Below are 17059 nucleotides of genomic sequence, written 5' to 3' on the forward strand. Positions count from 1 at the left end.
GTCTCCCGCTAAGCGATCAGATTATCTATTTCCTGTGCAGTAAGACGTTTCAAGGCATCCAGGGATTTAGTCAGTTCGTCATGGGCGTTGGCGACCTGCCCCGACTTGCGCTCGACCACCTGGCTGAAATCGGCCAGGGTGGCCTGCTCGAACAGTTCGTTCAGGCTCAGGTCGACGCCCAGTTGCTCGCGCACCCGGCCGATCACCTGGACAATCAGCAGCGAGTGCCCACCCAGGTCGAAGAAGTTGTCCTGCAGCCCCACCCGCTCGACATGCAGCACCTCGGCCCAGATCGCCGCCAGCTTGCGCTCCAGCTCCGTGACCGGCGCCACATGGGCCGGCTGCAGCTGGCTGGCGTCCGGCAGCGGCAGGGCCTTGCGGTCCAGCTTGCCGTTGGGGGTCTGCGGCATGCGCGCCAGGCCCACCAGGTGGCTCGGCACCATGTAGTCCGGCAGCCCGGCCTTCAGGTGCGCGCGCAGCTCGCCGCGCAGCGCTTCCACGCCTTGCTGCGCGTCGTGCAGCACCAGGTAGGCCACCAGCTGCTTGCCGGTCGGGCCGTCGATATCGATCACCGCGGCCTCGCGGATCGCCGGGTGCAACAGCAGGCGCTCCTCGATTTCGCCCAGCTCGATGCGGAAGCCACGGATCTTCACCTGGTGGTCCAGGCGCCCGACATACTCGATCACGCCGTCGTCGCGGTAGCGGGTCAGGTCGCCGGTGCGGTACAGGCGCGCGCCCGGCTCGCTGGCGAACGGATCCGGCACGAAGCGCTCGGCGGTGAGGCCCGGACGGTTGTGGTAGCCCCGCGCCAAGCCATCGCCGCCGATCAGCAGCTCGCCGCGCGCGCCTTGCGCCAACACGTCGAGCTCGTCACTGACCACGTGCAGGCGGGTGTTGGCCAGCGGACGGCCCAGCCACACATCGTCGCTGGCGGTCAGGTAGTGGCAGGCCGACCAGATGGTGGTCTCGGTCGGGCCGTAGACGTTCCACACATGCCCGGCCTGGGCAATCAGGCGCTGGGCCAGCTCGGCGCTCAGCGCCTCGCCGCCGCACAGCACCTTCTTGCCGGCGAAGGCACCGGGCGCCGCAGCATCCAGCAGCATGCGCCAGGTCGATGGCGTAGCCTGGACGACGCTGACCGCCTGGGCCTGGATCACCGCCAGCAAGGCCTGCGGGTCCTTGTTCACCTGCTCGCCCAGCAGCACCACGCTGGCGCCGCGCAGCAACGGCAGGTACAGCTCGAGGCCGGCGATATCGAACGACAGCGAGGTCAGCGACAGCACCTTGTCCGAGGCGTCGATGCCCGGCTGGCGCGCCATGCTGCACAGGAAGTTGACCAGCGCGTCGTGGCGGATGGTCACGCCCTTGGGCTTGCCGGTGGAGCCGGAGGTGTAGATCACGTAGGCGAGGTTTTCCGGCAGTGCCAGCTGACGCGGATTGTCCTCGCCGTGCTCGGCCGGCAGCGGCTGGTCCAGGCACAGGCTGTGCACCTGCGGCGGAATCGGCAGGCGCTGCAGCAGACTGGACTGGGTCAGCAGCAACGCGATGCCGCTGTCCTCCATCATGTAGGCCAGGCGGTCCTCGGGGAACTGCGGGTCCAGCGGCACATAGGCGCCACCGGCCTTGAGCACCGCCAGCAGGCCGACCAGCATGTCAAGGCTGCGCTCCACGGCGATCCCCACCAGTACATCAGGGCCGACGCCCAGGCTGCGCAGGTGATGGGCCAGGGCATTGGCGCGACGGTTCAGTTGCTCGTAGCTCAGCGACTGCTCGCCCAGCACCGCGGCGGTGGCCTGCGGCGTGCGCGCGGCCTGCGCCTCGATCAACTGCTGGACGGTCTGCCCGCGCGGGTAGTCGGCGGCGCTGTCATTCCAGGCGTACAGGGTGCGTTCGCGCTCCTCGCGGTTCAGCAGCGGCAGTTCGGCAACCCGCTGCCCGGCGTCCTGGCAGATGCCCTGCAACAGGTTGCGCCAGTGCTGGGCCATGCGCGCCACGCTGGCGGCCTCGAACAGGCTGGTGGCGTAGGTCAGGGTCGCGCTCAGGCCGCCTTCGTGCTCGGCGGTGTCCAGGGTCAAGTCGAACTGCGCGGTCTGCTTGTCCGAGACCAGCCCCTGCAGGCTGAGGCCCGCCAGCTCGCGGGATTCGCCCAGCACCTGGGTCTGGTGGTTGAACAGCACCTGGAACAGCGGGCTGTGGCTCAGGCTGCGCTCCGGCTGCAGGGCCTCGACCAGTTGTTCGAAGGGCAGCTCCTGGTGCGCCTGGGCGCCCAGGGCGGTGTGCTTGACCTGTTGCAGCAATTCGTCGAAGCGCAGTTGCGGCTGGAAGCGGGCATCCAGTACCTGGGTGTTGACGAAGAAGCCGATCAGCCCTTCGGTCTCGGCCCGGGTGCGGTTGGCCACCGGCACGCCGACGCGGATGTCGGCCTGACCGGAATGACGATGCAGCAAGGCCTGGAACGACGCCAGCAGGAGCATGAACAGGGTCACGTCCTGTTGCCCGGCCAGCGCCTTGAGCTGGGCAACCAGGCCCGGCTCCAGGCTCACCTGCAGGCGAGCGCCGTCGTATTGCTGCACGGCGGGACGCGGGTGGTCGGTGGCCAGCTCGAGGATCGGCTGGCTGCTGCCCAGGCGCGCTTGCCAGTAGTCCAGCTGGCGCTGTTGCTCGCCAGCCTCCATCCACTGGCGCTGCCAGGCGGCGTAGTCGGCGTACTGGAACGCCAGGGCCGGCAGCTGCGGGGCCTTACCCTGCAGATGGCTTTCATAGCCGCGCACCAGTTCGTCGACCATGATCGGCATCGACCAGCCGTCGGCGACGATATGGTGCAGGGTCAGCACCAGCACGTGGTCGTCGGCGGCCAGGCGCAGCAAGCGGGCGCGCAGCAGCGGACCGTGCTCGAGGTTGAACGGCTCGCGCACCTGGGCCTCGACCCAGGCCTGTAGCGCCGTCTCATCCAGGGCAGCCGACGCGACCTGCAGCGGAACATCGAGCGTCGGGTGCACCACCTGTTCGGCACTATCGCCCTGCTGCCTGAAGGTGGTGCGCAGGGTTTCGTGACGGGCGATCAGCGCGGCGAAGCTGCTGCGCAGGGCCTCGATGTTCAGCTCGCCCTTCAGACGCAGGGCCGAAGGGATGTTGTAGGCGGCGCTGTCCGGCTCCAGCTGCCAGAGGAACCACTGGCGTTGCTGGGCGTAGGACAACGGCAGCGGCTGGCTGCGGTCCACGACAGTGAACGCCGGCGCCTGGCTGGCCGAACCCTGGCCGGCAGCCTGGGCGAAGGCCAGCAGGTCGGCGGACTCGAACAGGCTGCGCAGCGAAACTTCCAGGTTCAGGCGCTGGCGGATGCGCGAGGTTACCTGGGTGGCCAGCAGCGAGTGGCCGCCGAGTTCGAAGAAGTTGTCGTGCAGACCAACCTGCTCGACCTTCAGCACTTCGCTCCAGATCGCCGCCAGTTGCTGCTCCAGGTCCGTACGTGGGGCCACGTAGCCTTGTTGCAGCTGGCTGGCGTCCGGCTTCGGCAGGGCCTTGCGGTCCAGCTTGCCGTTGGCGGTCAGCGGCCACTGCTCCAGCACCAGGAAGTGCGTCGGAACCATGTAGTCCGGCAGGTTGGTTTTCAGGTGCTGCTTCAGCGTGTCACGCAGCGTTGCGTGATCGGCGGATGGATCCTGAGCGATCAGATAGGCCGCCAGTTGCTTGCCCCCTGCCCCGTCGATATCCAGCACCAACACTTCACGCACCGACGCATGCTCTTGCAGACGTGCTTCGATCTCGCCCAGTTCGATACGGAAGCCACGGATCTTCACCTGATGGTCGATCCGGCCCACGTATTCGATCACTTCCTGGCCGCGATAACGGGCCAGGTCGCCGGTGCGGTACAAACGTCCACCTTCGCTGGAGAACGGATCCGGTACGAAGCGTTCGGCGGTCAGCGAGGCACGGTTGTAGTAACCGCGGGCCAGGCCGGCATGGCCAACGTGCAGCTCGCCCGTGCAGCCCTTGGCCACCGGGTTGAAATCGGCATCCAGTACATACATCGACAGGTCCGGGATCGCCGCACCGATCGGGCTGCCCGGCTGTTGCGTATCGACAAATCGGATCGGCCGGTAGGTCACGTGGACCGTGGTCTCGGTGATGCCGTACATGTTGATCAGGTTGTCGCAGTCCTCGCCGAAGCGCTCGAACCACGGTTGCAACGCCGCCACATCCAGGGCTTCACCACCGAAGATCACGTAGCGCAGTGCCAGATCATCAGCGCTGTCACAAGCCACCCGCATCAGCGGCTTGAACGCCGACGGGGTCTGGTTGAGCACGGTCACGCCCTGCTCCACCAGCAGCTGGTGGAAGTCTTCCGGCGAACGCGTGGTTTCACGCGGCACGATCACCAGGCGACCGCCGTGCAGCAGCGCACCGAAGATCTCCCACACGGAGAAGTCGAAGGCGTAGGAGTGGAACAGCGTCCACACATCCTGCGGGCCGAAGCCGAACCAGGCATCGGTCGCCTTGAACAGGCGCAGCAGGTTGTGGTGCGGCAGCAGCGTGCCTTTCGGCTTGCCGGTCGAGCCCGAGGTGTAGATGACGTAGGCCAGGTTGTCCGGCTGAGTCAGGTGCGCAGGGGTCTCATCGCTGTAGCCAGCCAGATCGTCTTCCAGCTTCAGGCTGCGGACCTGCGCCGGCACGGGCAAATCAGCCAGCAAGTGGCCTTGCGTCAGCAGCAGTTGAATGCCGCTGTCTTCCATCATGTAGCTCAGGCGGTCCTGCGGATATTCCGGATCCAGCGGCACATAGGCGCCACCCGCCTTGAGGATCGCCAGCAGGCCAACGATCATCTCGAAACCGCGTTCCACCGCGATACCCACCAGCACATCCGGCCCCACGCCCTGCTCGCGCAGCTTGTGCGCCAGGCGGTTGGCCCGGCGGTTGAGCTGGTCGTAGCTCAGCGCCTGCCCGGCGAAGGTCACGGCGATCGCTTCAGGCGTACGCACCGCCTGCGCCTCGATCAACTCATGGGTGCAAGCCGTGCTCGGATAGCTGGCCACCACCTGCTGGTCTTCCACCGGCAGGCTGAGCGCACCCAGTGCACGCTGAGCGTCAGCCGCCAACTGCGCAAGCAGGTGCTGGAAGTGCCCCGCCAGCTGGTCGATGGCCTGCTCGCTGAAGCTCTGGCGATCGAAACTGAAGCTCGCCTCCAGGCGCTCGCCCACTTGCACCACCAGGGTAAGCGGGTAGTTGGTCTGCTCTTGGTTGAGCACCTCACCGAACTGCAGACCCTGCGGTGCGCCCTGTTGCAGCGCCTCGGCGACCGGGTAGTTCTCGAAGACCAGAATGTTGTCGAACAGCGCCTCACCGCTCCAGCCGGCCCAGCGCTGGATCTCGTACAGCGGCGTGTGCTCGTGTTCGCGCAAGGCCAGGTTCAGCGCCTGGACCTGCTGCACCCAGTCGCCCACGGTCTGTTCCGGGCGCGGGCTGGCGACCACCGGCAAGGTGTTGATGAACAGCCCCAGCTGCTCCTCGACACCCGGCAACTCGGCCGGGCGACCGGCCACGGTGGCACCGAAGGTCACGCTGGCCTGGCCGGTGTAGCGCTGCAACAGCAGCAGCCAGGCGGCCTGGATCAGGGTGTTGAGGGTAACGCGCTGGTCCCGGGCGAAGTCCGCCAGCTGCCGGGTCTGCTGCGCCTCGAAACGCAGCGCCAGGACGCCATGGCCCTGCCCCTGGGCCGAGGACTTGAACGCCTGGACCAGACGGGTCGGTTCTTGCAAATCGGCCACCTGCCCCCGCCAGAAGGTTTCGCTGGCCTGCTGGTCCTGGCCTTGCAGCCACTGGATATAGTCGCGATAACGGCTGGTCTTGCCGCCCGGCGTCGCGCCGCTGTAGCGCTGCAGCACTTCGCCCAGCAAGCGCGAGCTGCTCCAGCCGTCCATCAGGATATGGTGGCTGGTGTAGATCAGGTGATGACTGTCATCGCCTGTGCGGATCAGCGTCAGGCGCAGCAGCGGACCGCTGGCCAAGTCGAAACCGGCCTGGCGCTCGGCCTGGGCCACGGCATCCGGATCCTGGGACTGGTCGAGCTCGACGAAAGGCACCTGCACCTGGCGCCGTACCACCTGCACCGGTGCCGGCAGATCCTGCGGGAAGCAGCTGCGCAGCACTTCGTGGTTGTCCACCACCGCCTGCCAGGCCGCACGGAAGCGCGCCATGTCCAGCCCGCGCACATCCACGCGCAACTGGTTGATGTAGTTGCCCGCCGCCTGCTCGTAGAGGCTGTGGAACAGCATGCCCTGCTGCATCGGCGACAGCGGGTAGAGGTCCTCGATTTCCCCGGCCGCCAGCGGCAGACCATCCAGTTGCGCCTGGGTCAGCTCGGCCAGCGGGAAGTCCGATGGCGTGACGCCCTGGTGCGGCGCCTGGGCGCAGTGCTCGACCAGCTCGGCCAGCACCTGCTCGTAGCGGCGCGCCAGGGCCTCGATGGTCTCGGGACGGAACACCTCGCGGCTGAAGCTCCAGTCCAGCTCCAGCTCGCCCTGGTAGACCTGCCCGGTGATACCGAGCCAGTTGCCCAGCGGGCTGTCCATATCCTGGGTAGCACCGCTGGCCTCGCTGGCCGGAGTGAACAGCGCGCCCTCGGCCTCGGCGAAGCTGCCGTCGAACTGCCCCAGGTAGTTGAAGGTCACCCGTGGCTGCGGCAATACCGCCAGGCGCGCGCGCAGGTCGGGCTCGCCGAGGTAGCGCAGCACGCCGTAGCCGATGCCTTTGTTCGGCACCGCACGTAACTGCTCCTTGACTGCGCACAATCCCGCGCCCAGCCCATGAGCTGGCGTCAGGCGTACCGGGAACAGGCTGCTGAACCAGCCCAGGGTGCGGCTTAGGTCCAGTTCCGGGAACAGGTCCTCGCGGCCATGGCCTTCCAGCTGGATCAGCACCGATTTCTCTTCGGTCCAGTCGCACAGCACCCGCGCCAGGGCCGCCAGCAGCAGGTCGTTGACCTGGGTGCGGTAGGCGGCGGGCGCCACCTGCAGCAGCTTGCGGGTCAGCGCGGTGTCCAGGCGCGACGAGGCATGGGCGACGTGACGGTTGGTCTGGGCGCCCGACGGATTGTCCCGTGGCAATTCATCGCCAGCGGCTGCGAGGCCGTCCAGCCAGTAATCGGCTTCGGCCAGCAGTTCGGGGCTGCGGGCATAGGCGCCAAGGCGCTCGGCCCAAGCCTTGAGCGAACTGCTCTTGGCCGCCAGCGCCAGCGGCTTGCCCGCGACCAGGGCCGTGTAGGCCAGTTGCAGGTCCTCGAGCAGCACCCGCCAGGACACCCCGTCGACCACCAGGTGGTGGATCACCAGCAGCAAACGCTGCTGGCCTTCGGGCAGGTCCACCAACAGAGCTCGCAGCAGCGGCCCCTTGGCCAGGTCGAGGCTGCGCTGGGCCTGCTCGGCCAGGGCCGGCAGCTCGGCCATATCGTTCAGCTCACGAACCCAGAGCATGTCGTCGGCCTTGCCGGCCTGGAACTCGGCCTGCCAGGTATCGCGCTGGGAGAAGCGCAGGCGCAGTGCGTCGTGTTGGTCGACCAGCGCCTGCAACGCGCCCGTCAGACAGTCGGCGCGCAGCGGCTGGGTCGGTTTGAGCAGCAAAGCCTGGTTCCAATGCTGGCGCTCAGGGATGTCGCTTTCGAAGAAGCGTGACTGGATCGGCAACAATGCCAGCGTGCCGCTGACCTGCTCGACTGTCGCGGCCTTTTTCTCGATACGCTTGGCCACCGCCGCCAACTGGCCGATGGTCTGCTTCTCGAACAATTGCTTGGGGCTGAGCTTGATGCCCTGGCGCTTGGCCCGGGCGATGATCTGCAGGCTGAGGATCGAGTCGCCGCCCAATTCGAAGAAGTTGTCGGTGCTGCCGACCTGGTCGAGCTTGAGCACCTCGGCCCAGATCGCCGCCAGGGCCTGCTCGATCTCGCCGACTGGCGCTGTGTACTGGCGCCGGGCGACACCCGGTGCCGGCAGCGCGCGCTTGTCGAGCTTGCCGTTGGCGGTCAGCGGCAGGCGCTCCAGGAGCAGGATCTGTGATGGCACCATGTAGTCCGGCAGGCGGTCCTGCAATTGCTGGCGCAAGGCTTCACCCTGCAGCCCCTGCCCCACGCACCAGCCCACCAGTTGCAGGCGGGTCTCGTCACCGTCCACCGGCTGGGCCAGGACCACCGCTTCTGCGACCCCGTCCAGCCCCAGCAGCACCCGCGCCACTTCGGCTGGTTCGACACGATAACCGCGCACCTTGACCTGGTCGTCGGCGCGACCGATGAATTCCACCTGGCCCGCACGGTTGCGCCGCACCCGGTCGCCGCTGCGGTACAGGCACTGGCCAGGCCGCGTCGGGTCCGGCACGAAGCGTTCGGCGGTCAGGCCCGGCTGACCGAGGTAACCCTGGGCCACGCTGGCACCGCCGATATACAGCTCGCCCGCGACCTGGTCGGCGACCGGGTTGAGCACATCGTCGAGCAGCAGCACATGGGCGCCCGGCAGGGCCGTGCCCACCGGCACGGCGCGGGCCTCGGCGGCGAGGGTCGTGACCTCATGGGTCAGCACGCCGACCGTGGTCTCGCTCGGGCCATAGTGGTTGATCAGGCGGCAGCCCGGCTTGAGCCGGCGCACCTGCTCCACCAGGGCGGGCGTGCAGGCCTCGCCACCGACGATCAGCGCCTGCTCGGGCAGCACATCGGCGGGGTTGCCGGCCTGTAGCAGCGCCGCCAGGTGGCCAGGGACGATCTTCAGTACGCCAACCCGGTGTTCGGCCATGTAGCGGGCGAAGGCGTCCGGGTCGAAGCCCAGCGCCTCGGGCAGCACATGCAGCAGGCGCCCGGCGCACAGGGCGCCGAACAGCACGGTGTGGCCCAGGTCGGCGGCGATGGTCGAGACCAGCGCCATACTCGCCTCCGGTGCTGGCGCCAGGCGCTTGAGCAGGCCGGCGACATAGCTGGCCAGGGCGCCATGACTGACCAGCACGCCCTTGGGCTGGCCGGTGGAGCCGGAGGTGTGGATCACATAGGCTGGCGATTCAGACCACAGCGTGATGGCCGGCGCGCTGGCCGGCAGGTCCTGCCATTGTTCGGGCACATAGCCCACGGTCAGGCGATCGGCGGCGGCCAGGCTGGTCAGGCGCGCATCGCCGGCGGCGCACAACAGCACCTTGGCCTGCGCCGCATCGAGCATCTGCCGCAGACGCGCTTCAGGCGCCTTGGTGTCCAACGGCATGTACACGGCGCCGGCCTTGAGAATGCCGAGCATGCAGGTCAGCCAGTCCAGCGAACGCTCCATCAGCACCGCCACCGGCTGGCCGCGGGTCACGCCCTGGCGTTGCAGGTGGTGAGCCAGACGGTTGGCGGCCTGGTCCAGGGCGGCGAAGCTCAGACTGTGCTCCAGGCTACGGGCGGCGAGCGCCTCGGGCTGCCGACGTACCTGCTCCTGCCATTGCTCCACTACCAGTACCGGCGCCTCGCGCTCCGGCGCCTGCCCGGCACGCAGCGGCGCGGCCAGGCGATGCAGCGGCAGCTGCGGCGCGTCGAGCAACTGGCCCAGCAGCTCGATGAACGCCGGGATGAACGCCTCGACCGTGGCGCGCTGGTAGAGGTCGCCGGCGAAGGTCATCTCACCGTGGATCAGCTGGCCGTCGTCGGTGATGTCCAGCGCCAGGTCGAAGTGGGTGCCGACCTTGTCCAGCGGGTACTCGGCGACGCTCAGGCCCGGCAGGGCCAGCGAGCGCTGGCGTTGCATGCCGACGTTCTGGTTGAACTTGACCTGGAACAGCGGGTTGTGGCCCAGGTTGCGTTCCGGCACCAGGGCGTCCACCAGTTGCTCGAACGGCAGTTCCTGGTGCGCCTGGGCGCCAAGCACCGCCTCGCGCACCTGGGCCAGCAGGTCGTCGAAGCTCAGGCGCTCGTCCACCTGGCAGCGCAGCACCTGGGTGTTGACGAAGAAACCGATCAGCCCCTCGACCTCGGCGCGGCCGCGGTTGGCGTTGGGCACGCCGATGCGGATATCACGCTGCCCGGCCTGGCGCGAGAGGAACAGCGAGAAGCCCGCCAGCACCAGCATGAACAGGGTCATGCCCTGGGCGCGGGCGTAGCCGCCCAGGCGTCGGGACAGCTCGGCGCCGAAGTCGAAGCTCAGGGTCTGGCCGTCGAAGCTCTGGGTCAGCGGGCGGGCATGGTCAGCGGCCACCTCCAGCAGCGGCTGCTCCTCGCCCAGCTGCTGGCGCCAGTAGCCGAGCTGGCGCTCGCCCTCCCCGGCCTCCAGCCAACTGCGTTGCCAGATCGCATAGTCGGCGTACTGCACCTCCAGCGCCGGCAACTGCGGTGCCTGCCCCTGGCTGAAAGCCTGGTAGCTGTGCACGAACTCCTTGACCATCACATCCATCGACCAGCCGTCGGAGACGATGTGGTGCATGCACACCAGCAGCACGTAGTCCTCGGCCGCCAGCCGGTAAAGGGTGGCGCGCAGCAGCGGCCCGTGCAGCAGGTCGAAGGGCTGGTGGCTGGCCTCGCGCACCTGCGTGGCCAGCTCGGCCTCGCGCCGGTCGCTGGCCACACCGGTGAGATCGACCTGCGCCAGGGGTACGGCCTGGGTCGCGAGGATCACCTGGCGTGGCTGCTCGCCATCGACCTGGAACACCGTGCGCAGTGCCTCATGGCGCGCCACCAGGTGCTCGAACGAGCGCTGCAGGGCCGCCACGTCGAGCCGGCCGCTCAGGCGCAGGCCGGCCGCCATGTTGTAGGCCGCGCTGTGCGGCTCCAGCTGCCAGAGGAACAGCAGGCGCTGCTGGGCGAAGGACAGGGGGATGCTGGCAAAGTCGTGACGCGACTCGACCACCGGCAACAGGCTGAAGTCCTTGCCGTCCTCGCGCAGCTTGGCGAGGAACTGCCGGCGCTGCTCCAGAGGCAGGCTGACGAACCGTTTTGCAATGCGTACCGCCATATTGCCACTCATGCCTCAACCCCTTCCAAGGAACTCATGAACGCGTCCATATCCGACCAGTCGTCATCTTTATCACCGCCCTCCAGGCGGCCCAGCTCGGCGGCCAGGTCGCCCAGCGCGGGGTGTTCGAACAGGCTGCGCAACGGCAGCACCAGGCCCAGTTGGTCCTTGATCCGCGCCAATACCTGGGCGGCCAGCAACGAGTGCCCGCCCAGTTCGAAGAAGTGATCGTCCAGGCCGACCTTGGTCACGCCCAGCACCTGCATCCAGATCTGCGCCAGTTGCTGCTCGATGGCGCTCTGCGGCGCCCGATACTCAGCCTGTAATGCACTGGGGTCCGGTGCCGGCAGGGCCTTGCGGTCGAGCTTGCCGCTGGGCGTCAGGGGCAGGCGCGGCAGCAGCAGCAGGTGGCCGGGTACCATGTATTCGGGCAGGCGCGCCTTGAGCAGGCTGCGCACCTGCTGGCGGAACCGCGCCTGTTCGGCGGCATCCTGCTCGGCGGCGTCGGGCACTACATAGGCGACCAGTTGCAGGCCGCCGGTCATCGGCAGGGCCAGCACCACCGCTTCGCGAACGCCCGGGCACTGCTGCAGGCGCGCCTCGATCTCGCCGAGCTCGATGCGGAAACCCCGGACCTTGACCTGGTGATCGACACGGCCGATGTACTCGATGGCGCCGTCAGCGCCCAGGCGCGCACGGTCGCCGGTGCGGTACAGGCGCTCGCCATGGGCGAACGGGTCGGCGACGAAGCGCTGGGCGCTCAGCGCCGGTTGACCGTGGTAGCCACGGGCCAGGCCCGGACCGCCGATGTACAGCTCGCCCACACCGCCCTGCGGCAGCAGTTCGAGGTCATCGTCGAGGATGTACAGCCGACGCTGCGCCAGGCCCTGGCCGATGGGGATGCCGCGCCAGGACACCGCCTCGTGGCCGAGCCCGGTGCAGTCGTGGATGGTCGAGACCACCGTGGCCTCGGTCGGGCCATAGGTGTTGAGCAGGCGCACATGGCCCAACCCGGCCAGTTGCCACAGGCGCAACCCGTCCACCGCCATCGCTTCGCCGCCGACGTGGATCTGGCGCAGCGCGCCGTAGCTGGCCGGTGGACGCGCCGCGAAGTCTTGCACCAGCCAGTACCAGTAGGCAGCCGGCAGGTCGGCCAGGGTCACGCCGTGGCTGATCAGCACCTCATGCAGGGCGGCGCTGTCCCACAGGCGGGTATCGCGCAGCACCACGCAGGCGCCGTGGCACAGCGGCGGGAAGAACTGCTCGACGAAGCCGTCGAAGCTGCTGGTGGCGAACTGCAGGACGCGGTCGCCTTCGCGCAGGTCGCTGTAGTCGATGGCGCGGGCGATGAACTCACTCAGGGCGCCGTGGCTGATGGCCACGCCCTTGGGCCGGCCGGTGGAACCGGAGGTGTAGATCACATAGGCCAGGTTGTCGTGGGTGACGGTCAACGCCAGGTCGTCCGCCGACTCATCGTCCAGCGCCAGCTGGTCCAGGCACAGGCAGCGCAGCCCACCCTGCACCGGCAGGCCGGGCAACTGGGCGGTGGTGGTCAGCAGCCATTGCAGGCCGCTGTCCTCGAAGACATGGCCCAGGCGTTCGGCCGGGGCCTGCAGATCCAGCGGCACATAGGCGCCGCCGGCCTTGAGCACGGCCAGCAGGGCCACGGCCAGGTCCAGCGAGCGATCCAGGGCCACGCCCACCAGCACATCGGGGCCGACGCCCTGATGGCGCAGGTGATGGGCCAGGCGATTGCTGCGGGCATTGAGTTCGGCATAGCTCATGGATGGCGCCGCGGCGCCGTCGGCCAGGATCAATGCCAATGCCTCGCCGCTACGGGCGGCCTGGGCTTCGAACAGCCGTTGCACCGGTACCAGCGACGACACCTCGGCCACCGGGCACAGCAGCGCCTGGCGCTCGGCCTCGGCCAGCAGCGGCAACTCGCCCAGGCGCTGGCGCGGTGCCTGGCAGACCGCGCGCAGCAGGTTGCGCCAGTGCCCGGCCAGGGCGGCGATGGTGGCTTCGTCGAAGAGGTCGGTGGCATAGGTGAAGGCGGCGAACAGCTGCTCGCCCTCCTCCCGGGTGTCGAGCATCAGGTCGCTGGTGGCGGCATGCTGGCGGCGGCTGCCGGCCAGCTGCTCGGCGCTCAGGTAGCCCACGCGCAGGCCGCAGTCCAGACGCACGTCATTGAGGTCGGTGACCAGCGGCTGGTGGTTGAACATCACCTGGAACAGCGGCGTATGGCTCTGGCTGCGCTGGGGCTGCAGGGCTTCGATCAGCGCGTCGAACGGCAGGTCCTGGTGCGCCTGGGCGCCGACGGAGGCCTGGTGCAGGCTGCGCAGCAGGTCGCTGAACGGCGTCTGCGCGGTGAACTGGCTGCGCAGCACCTGGGTGTTGACGAAGAAGCCGACCAGCCCTTCGGTCTCGCTGCGGTTGCGGTTGGCGATCAGACCGCCGACACGGATGTCGGTTTGCCCGCTGTAGCGGTACAGCAGGGTCTTGAACACGGCCAGCAGCACCGTGGACAGCGTCACGCCGTGCTGCTGGGCCAACTGCTTGAGATCCTCGCGCAGGCCCGCGTCGAGCGTCAGCTCCAGGCGCTCGCCGAGGTGGCTGGGCTGGGCCGGGTAAGGCCGGTCGGTCGGCAGCTCCAGCAACGGGTGCTCTTCACCCAGCTGCTCGCGCCAGTAGTCCAGCTGGCGGTCGCGCTCGCCGGCCTCCAGCCAGCTGCGCTGCCACAGCGCATAGTCGCGATAGTGCACCTTGAGCTCCGCCAGCTGCGGCTCGCGCCCCGCCACAAGGGCGTCGTAGCTGCGCATGAATTCGTCGATCAGGATGTTCATCGACCAGCCGTCGGCGATGATGTGGTGCAGGGTCAGCAACAGCACGTGTTCCTGGGGCGCCAGGCGCAACAGGGCGATGCCGAACAGCGGCCCGCCCTCGAGATCGAAGGCCTGGGTGGCCTGGGCCGCCATCTGCTGGTGCGCGCGTTCCCAGCGCGTGGTTTCGGGCAGGTCGGCCAGGTCGAACAGCTGGATGCTCACCGGCGCCGGCTCCGCCACCCGCTGCAACGCCCGCTCGCCGTCCTGGGCGAAGGTGGTGCGCAGGCATTCGTGGCGGGCGACCAGCAGGCTGAACGCCCGCTCCAGCGCCTCGACCTGCAGCTCGCCGTCGAGGCGCACGGCCATCGGCAGGTTGTAGGCGGCGCTGTGGGGTTCCAGCTGCCAGAGGAACCACATGCGCTGCTGGGCGTAGGACAGGCCGTCGCGCTCGCTCAGACCGGCACAGGACGACATGGGCAGCTGCGCGAAATCGATACCCTCGCGTCGCATCCCTTCGAGGAACAAGCGGCGCTTGTCCAGGGGCAACTCGATGAAACGGCGGGAAAGTTTCTGGGCGTCTGCGGCATTCATGTGTGAGGTCCTTGCTGATCGGCGGCGCGACCGGAAGGTCCGGGCGCATCAACAAGAACGAATGGGCGGGGGGATGATTTAGCGAGGGGCTCGACGCGGGAGTGATGGGGGCGCTGTGCGCCCCTTTCGCGGCACAAGGCCGCTCCTACAGGAGGTCGCGCCGGCCTGCAGGAGCGATCGGCAGGTCAGGCCTGCTCCAGCGAATGCCCCTCGGCCATTGCCACGATCACCTTGCGCGGGCCTTCGAACGGCGCACGGGCATGGGCGGCGAGCATGTTGTCGAGCATCATCACGTCACCTTCCTGCCAGAGGAAACTGATCTTGCAGTCCTCCAGCACCGCACGGATCTCATCGAGCACCTCGTCCTCGATGGGCGAACCGTCGCCGTAGTAGACGTTGCGCGGCAGGTCTTCCTCATCGACGATGTCCAGCAGGCTTTCCCGCACCTCGGGCGGCAGGTTGGAAATATGGAACAGGTGCGCCTGGTTGAACCAGACCATGTCGCCGGTCACCGGGTGCTCGGCCACCGCCTGGCACACCTGGCGGGTACGCAGCTCGCCGTCATCCTTCCATTCGCAGGTGATGCCGTGAGCCTTGCAGTAGGCTTCGACCTCCTGCGGGTCATCGGTATTGAATACATCCTCCCACGACACATCCAGCCCGTTGCCGAAGTTGCGCACGTACATCAGGCCCTTGCTGACGAAACGCTCGCGGACATGCACCGGCACCCGCCGATAGACTTCGCGACTGTCGGCAATCGGCGTCTGACCACCGGATTTTGCCGCGATCATGCTGTAGAACCAGATCTTCATCGGCCAGTCGCGGGAGTAGGCCTGCTCGTTGTGCAGCGGAATATGCTGGTGCGCCGGGTACTCGGTGGAGGTGTAGACCCCCTGGGTAACGTTGGTGCGCGGCGTCGAGCCGAACTCGTAGTTGAGCAGCGGGTGACCGAAGCTGGCGGCGAACTGGCGGAACTGCTCGGCGCCCTCCAGGCGGAATCCGCGAAACAGGATGCCGCCGTCGCGCGGCAGGTGTTCATCCACCAGCGCCTTGAGCTCGTCGAACACCTCCAACAGGCTGGTGTCGTCGTCACCCGCCTCCACCAGCAACGGCAAACGTCCCTGCTCCGGCAACAGCGGACGCACTGTAAATCCCACAGCAACACCCATGACGGGCCTCCTGTACACATTCGATGAAAGGGACCGACGGCCCAGGGGCACGCTCGCGTCCGGTGATAGGAGGACGTTTCGAGGGGCAGGCAAATTAGTCCCTTTGCAGGAGCGATGCAGGCACTGTGGCGCCTGGCACCGGCACTGCCGGTGTTCGCGGGGCAAGCCCGCTCCCACGAGGGCCTGCATCGCCAGCACGGCCACCCTGGAAACACTTGCTTGCAAATGATCCATCAGGTTTTGCCCTGCTCATGCGTCTCTTTCAGATACGGCCGGGCTTTTGCCCCTGAACTTCGCCATTGACACTGCGTACCCCATGTCGAAAAAGTCACGCTCGAAAATCTGGTTCCTCGTGCACAGCTGGCTGGCCCTGCCCATCTGGTTCTTCGTGCTGATCGTCTGCGTCACCGGCACCCTGGCGGTGATCAGCCGCGAGATCGTCTGGCTGGCCAACCCGCAAACCCGCGCCAACCCGCCTTCGGACGAGGCCCGGCGGCTGAACTACGACGAACTGCTGGTGGCCATGCAGCGCGACCAGCCGGGTATCGCCGTGGCCAGCCTGATGACCCTGAGCGAATCGCACTTTGCCATGCTGTCGGATGTCACCTACCCCGACGGCCGTACCCTGAGGGTCTACGTCAACCCCTATACCGGGCATATTCAGGGCGTCCCGCCGCAGTTCAACTTCGAAGAGTTCACCCGCGCACTGCACGGCTGGTGGCTGGTGCCGCATACCAACGGCTACAGCTGGGGCTGGTACCTGGTGTCGCTGCTCGGGCTGCCGATGCTGGCCTCGCTGGTCACCGGCCTGGTGATCTACAAGCGCTTCTGGAAAGGTTTCTTCAAGCCGACCCTGCGCTTCAACCAGGGCGCACGGATCTTCTGGGGCGATTTCCACCGCCTGAGCGGCATCTGGTCGATCTGGTTCATCGCGGTGATTTCCATCACCGGTACCTGGTTCCTGGTCAAGGCGCTGCTCGCCGACAACCATATCGCCATTTCCAGCCAGCCCATCATTCCGGTGATAGCCCGCGAGACGGTGCCACTGACCGCCGACGGCAGCCCCGCGCCGATGATCAGCCCGGACGAAGCGGTGAGAATCACCCAGCGCGAGATTCCCGGCTTCACCGTCGACTATGTCGGTTTTCCCAACAACGCCTATGCGCACCTGAGCATCGGCGGCATGAGCTGGTATCCGCTGGTGTACCAGAAGGCCGAGATCAACCCCTATACCGGGGCGATGGAGGCCAGCCGCCTGCTCGGCGATCGCAAGGCGGTGGAGATCTTCACCGAGTCCATGCGCCCGCTGCACACCGGCGAGTTCGCCGGCCTGACGAGCAAGCTGATCTGGTTCTTCTTCGGCCTGCTACTGAGCATGATGGTGCTCAGCGGCCTGCTGATCTGGAGCAAGCGCACCGCCCTGGCCACCGCCAACGCGCTCAAGCGCAGCCTGAAGCAGGCGCGCGCGGCCAAGGCGCCGGTTTCGACGGAGGTCACGTCCAGTTCTTGAAACATTTTCTTTCATTTG

The 17059-nt window shown here is 67.6% G+C and carries 4 protein-coding genes; 1 reads left to right on the plus strand and 3 read right to left on the minus strand.

From position 1 onward, the window contains the following. Positions 1-8 precede the first annotated feature (8 nt). From PRtIB026_RS18065 to PRtIB026_RS18075, 3 genes are all read right to left on the minus strand, one after another. Complete coding sequence (locus tag PRtIB026_RS18065; protein ID WP_203652430.1) at positions 9-10961, minus strand: non-ribosomal peptide synthetase; 10953 nt, start codon at positions 10959-10961, stop codon at positions 9-11. Next, complete coding sequence (locus PRtIB026_RS18070; protein WP_203652429.1) at positions 10958-14362, minus strand: non-ribosomal peptide synthetase; 3405 nt, start codon at positions 14360-14362, stop codon at positions 10958-10960. Before PRtIB026_RS18070 ends, PRtIB026_RS18065 begins: the two co-directional genes overlap by 4 nt. 185 nt (positions 14363-14547) lie before the next feature. Continuing rightward, positions 14548-15531, minus strand: a complete 984-nt coding sequence (locus PRtIB026_RS18075; protein WP_203652428.1) for a TauD/TfdA family dioxygenase — start codon at positions 15529-15531, stop codon at positions 14548-14550. 316 nt (positions 15532-15847) lie between these two features. On the opposite strand from PRtIB026_RS18075, the gene PRtIB026_RS18080 reads away from it, so the two are divergent. After that, positions 15848-17041, plus strand: a complete 1194-nt coding sequence (locus PRtIB026_RS18080; RefSeq protein WP_203652427.1) for a PepSY-associated TM helix domain-containing protein — start codon at positions 15848-15850, stop codon at positions 17039-17041. Positions 17042-17059: the final 18 nt, after the last annotated feature.

It is taken from the genome of Pseudomonas sp. RtIB026, from assembly GCF_016861355.2.
In the GTDB taxonomy this organism is placed as follows: Bacteria; Pseudomonadota; Gammaproteobacteria; order Pseudomonadales; family Pseudomonadaceae; genus Aquipseudomonas; species Aquipseudomonas peradeniyensis.

Coding starts and splice junctions, on each gene's coding strand:
- PRtIB026_RS18065 (WP_203652430.1), bottom strand. CDS start 10,961: ATGAGTGGCAATATGGCGGTACGCATTGCAAAACGGTTCGTCAGCCTG.
- PRtIB026_RS18070 (WP_203652429.1), bottom strand. CDS start 14,362: ATGAATGCCGCAGACGCCCAGAAACTTTCCCGCCGTTTCATCGAGTTG.
- PRtIB026_RS18075 (WP_203652428.1), bottom strand. CDS start 15,531: ATGGGTGTTGCTGTGGGATTTACAGTGCGTCCGCTGTTGCCGGAGCAG.
- PRtIB026_RS18080 (WP_203652427.1), top strand. CDS start 15,848: ATGTCGAAAAAGTCACGCTCGAAAATCTGGTTCCTCGTGCACAGCTGG.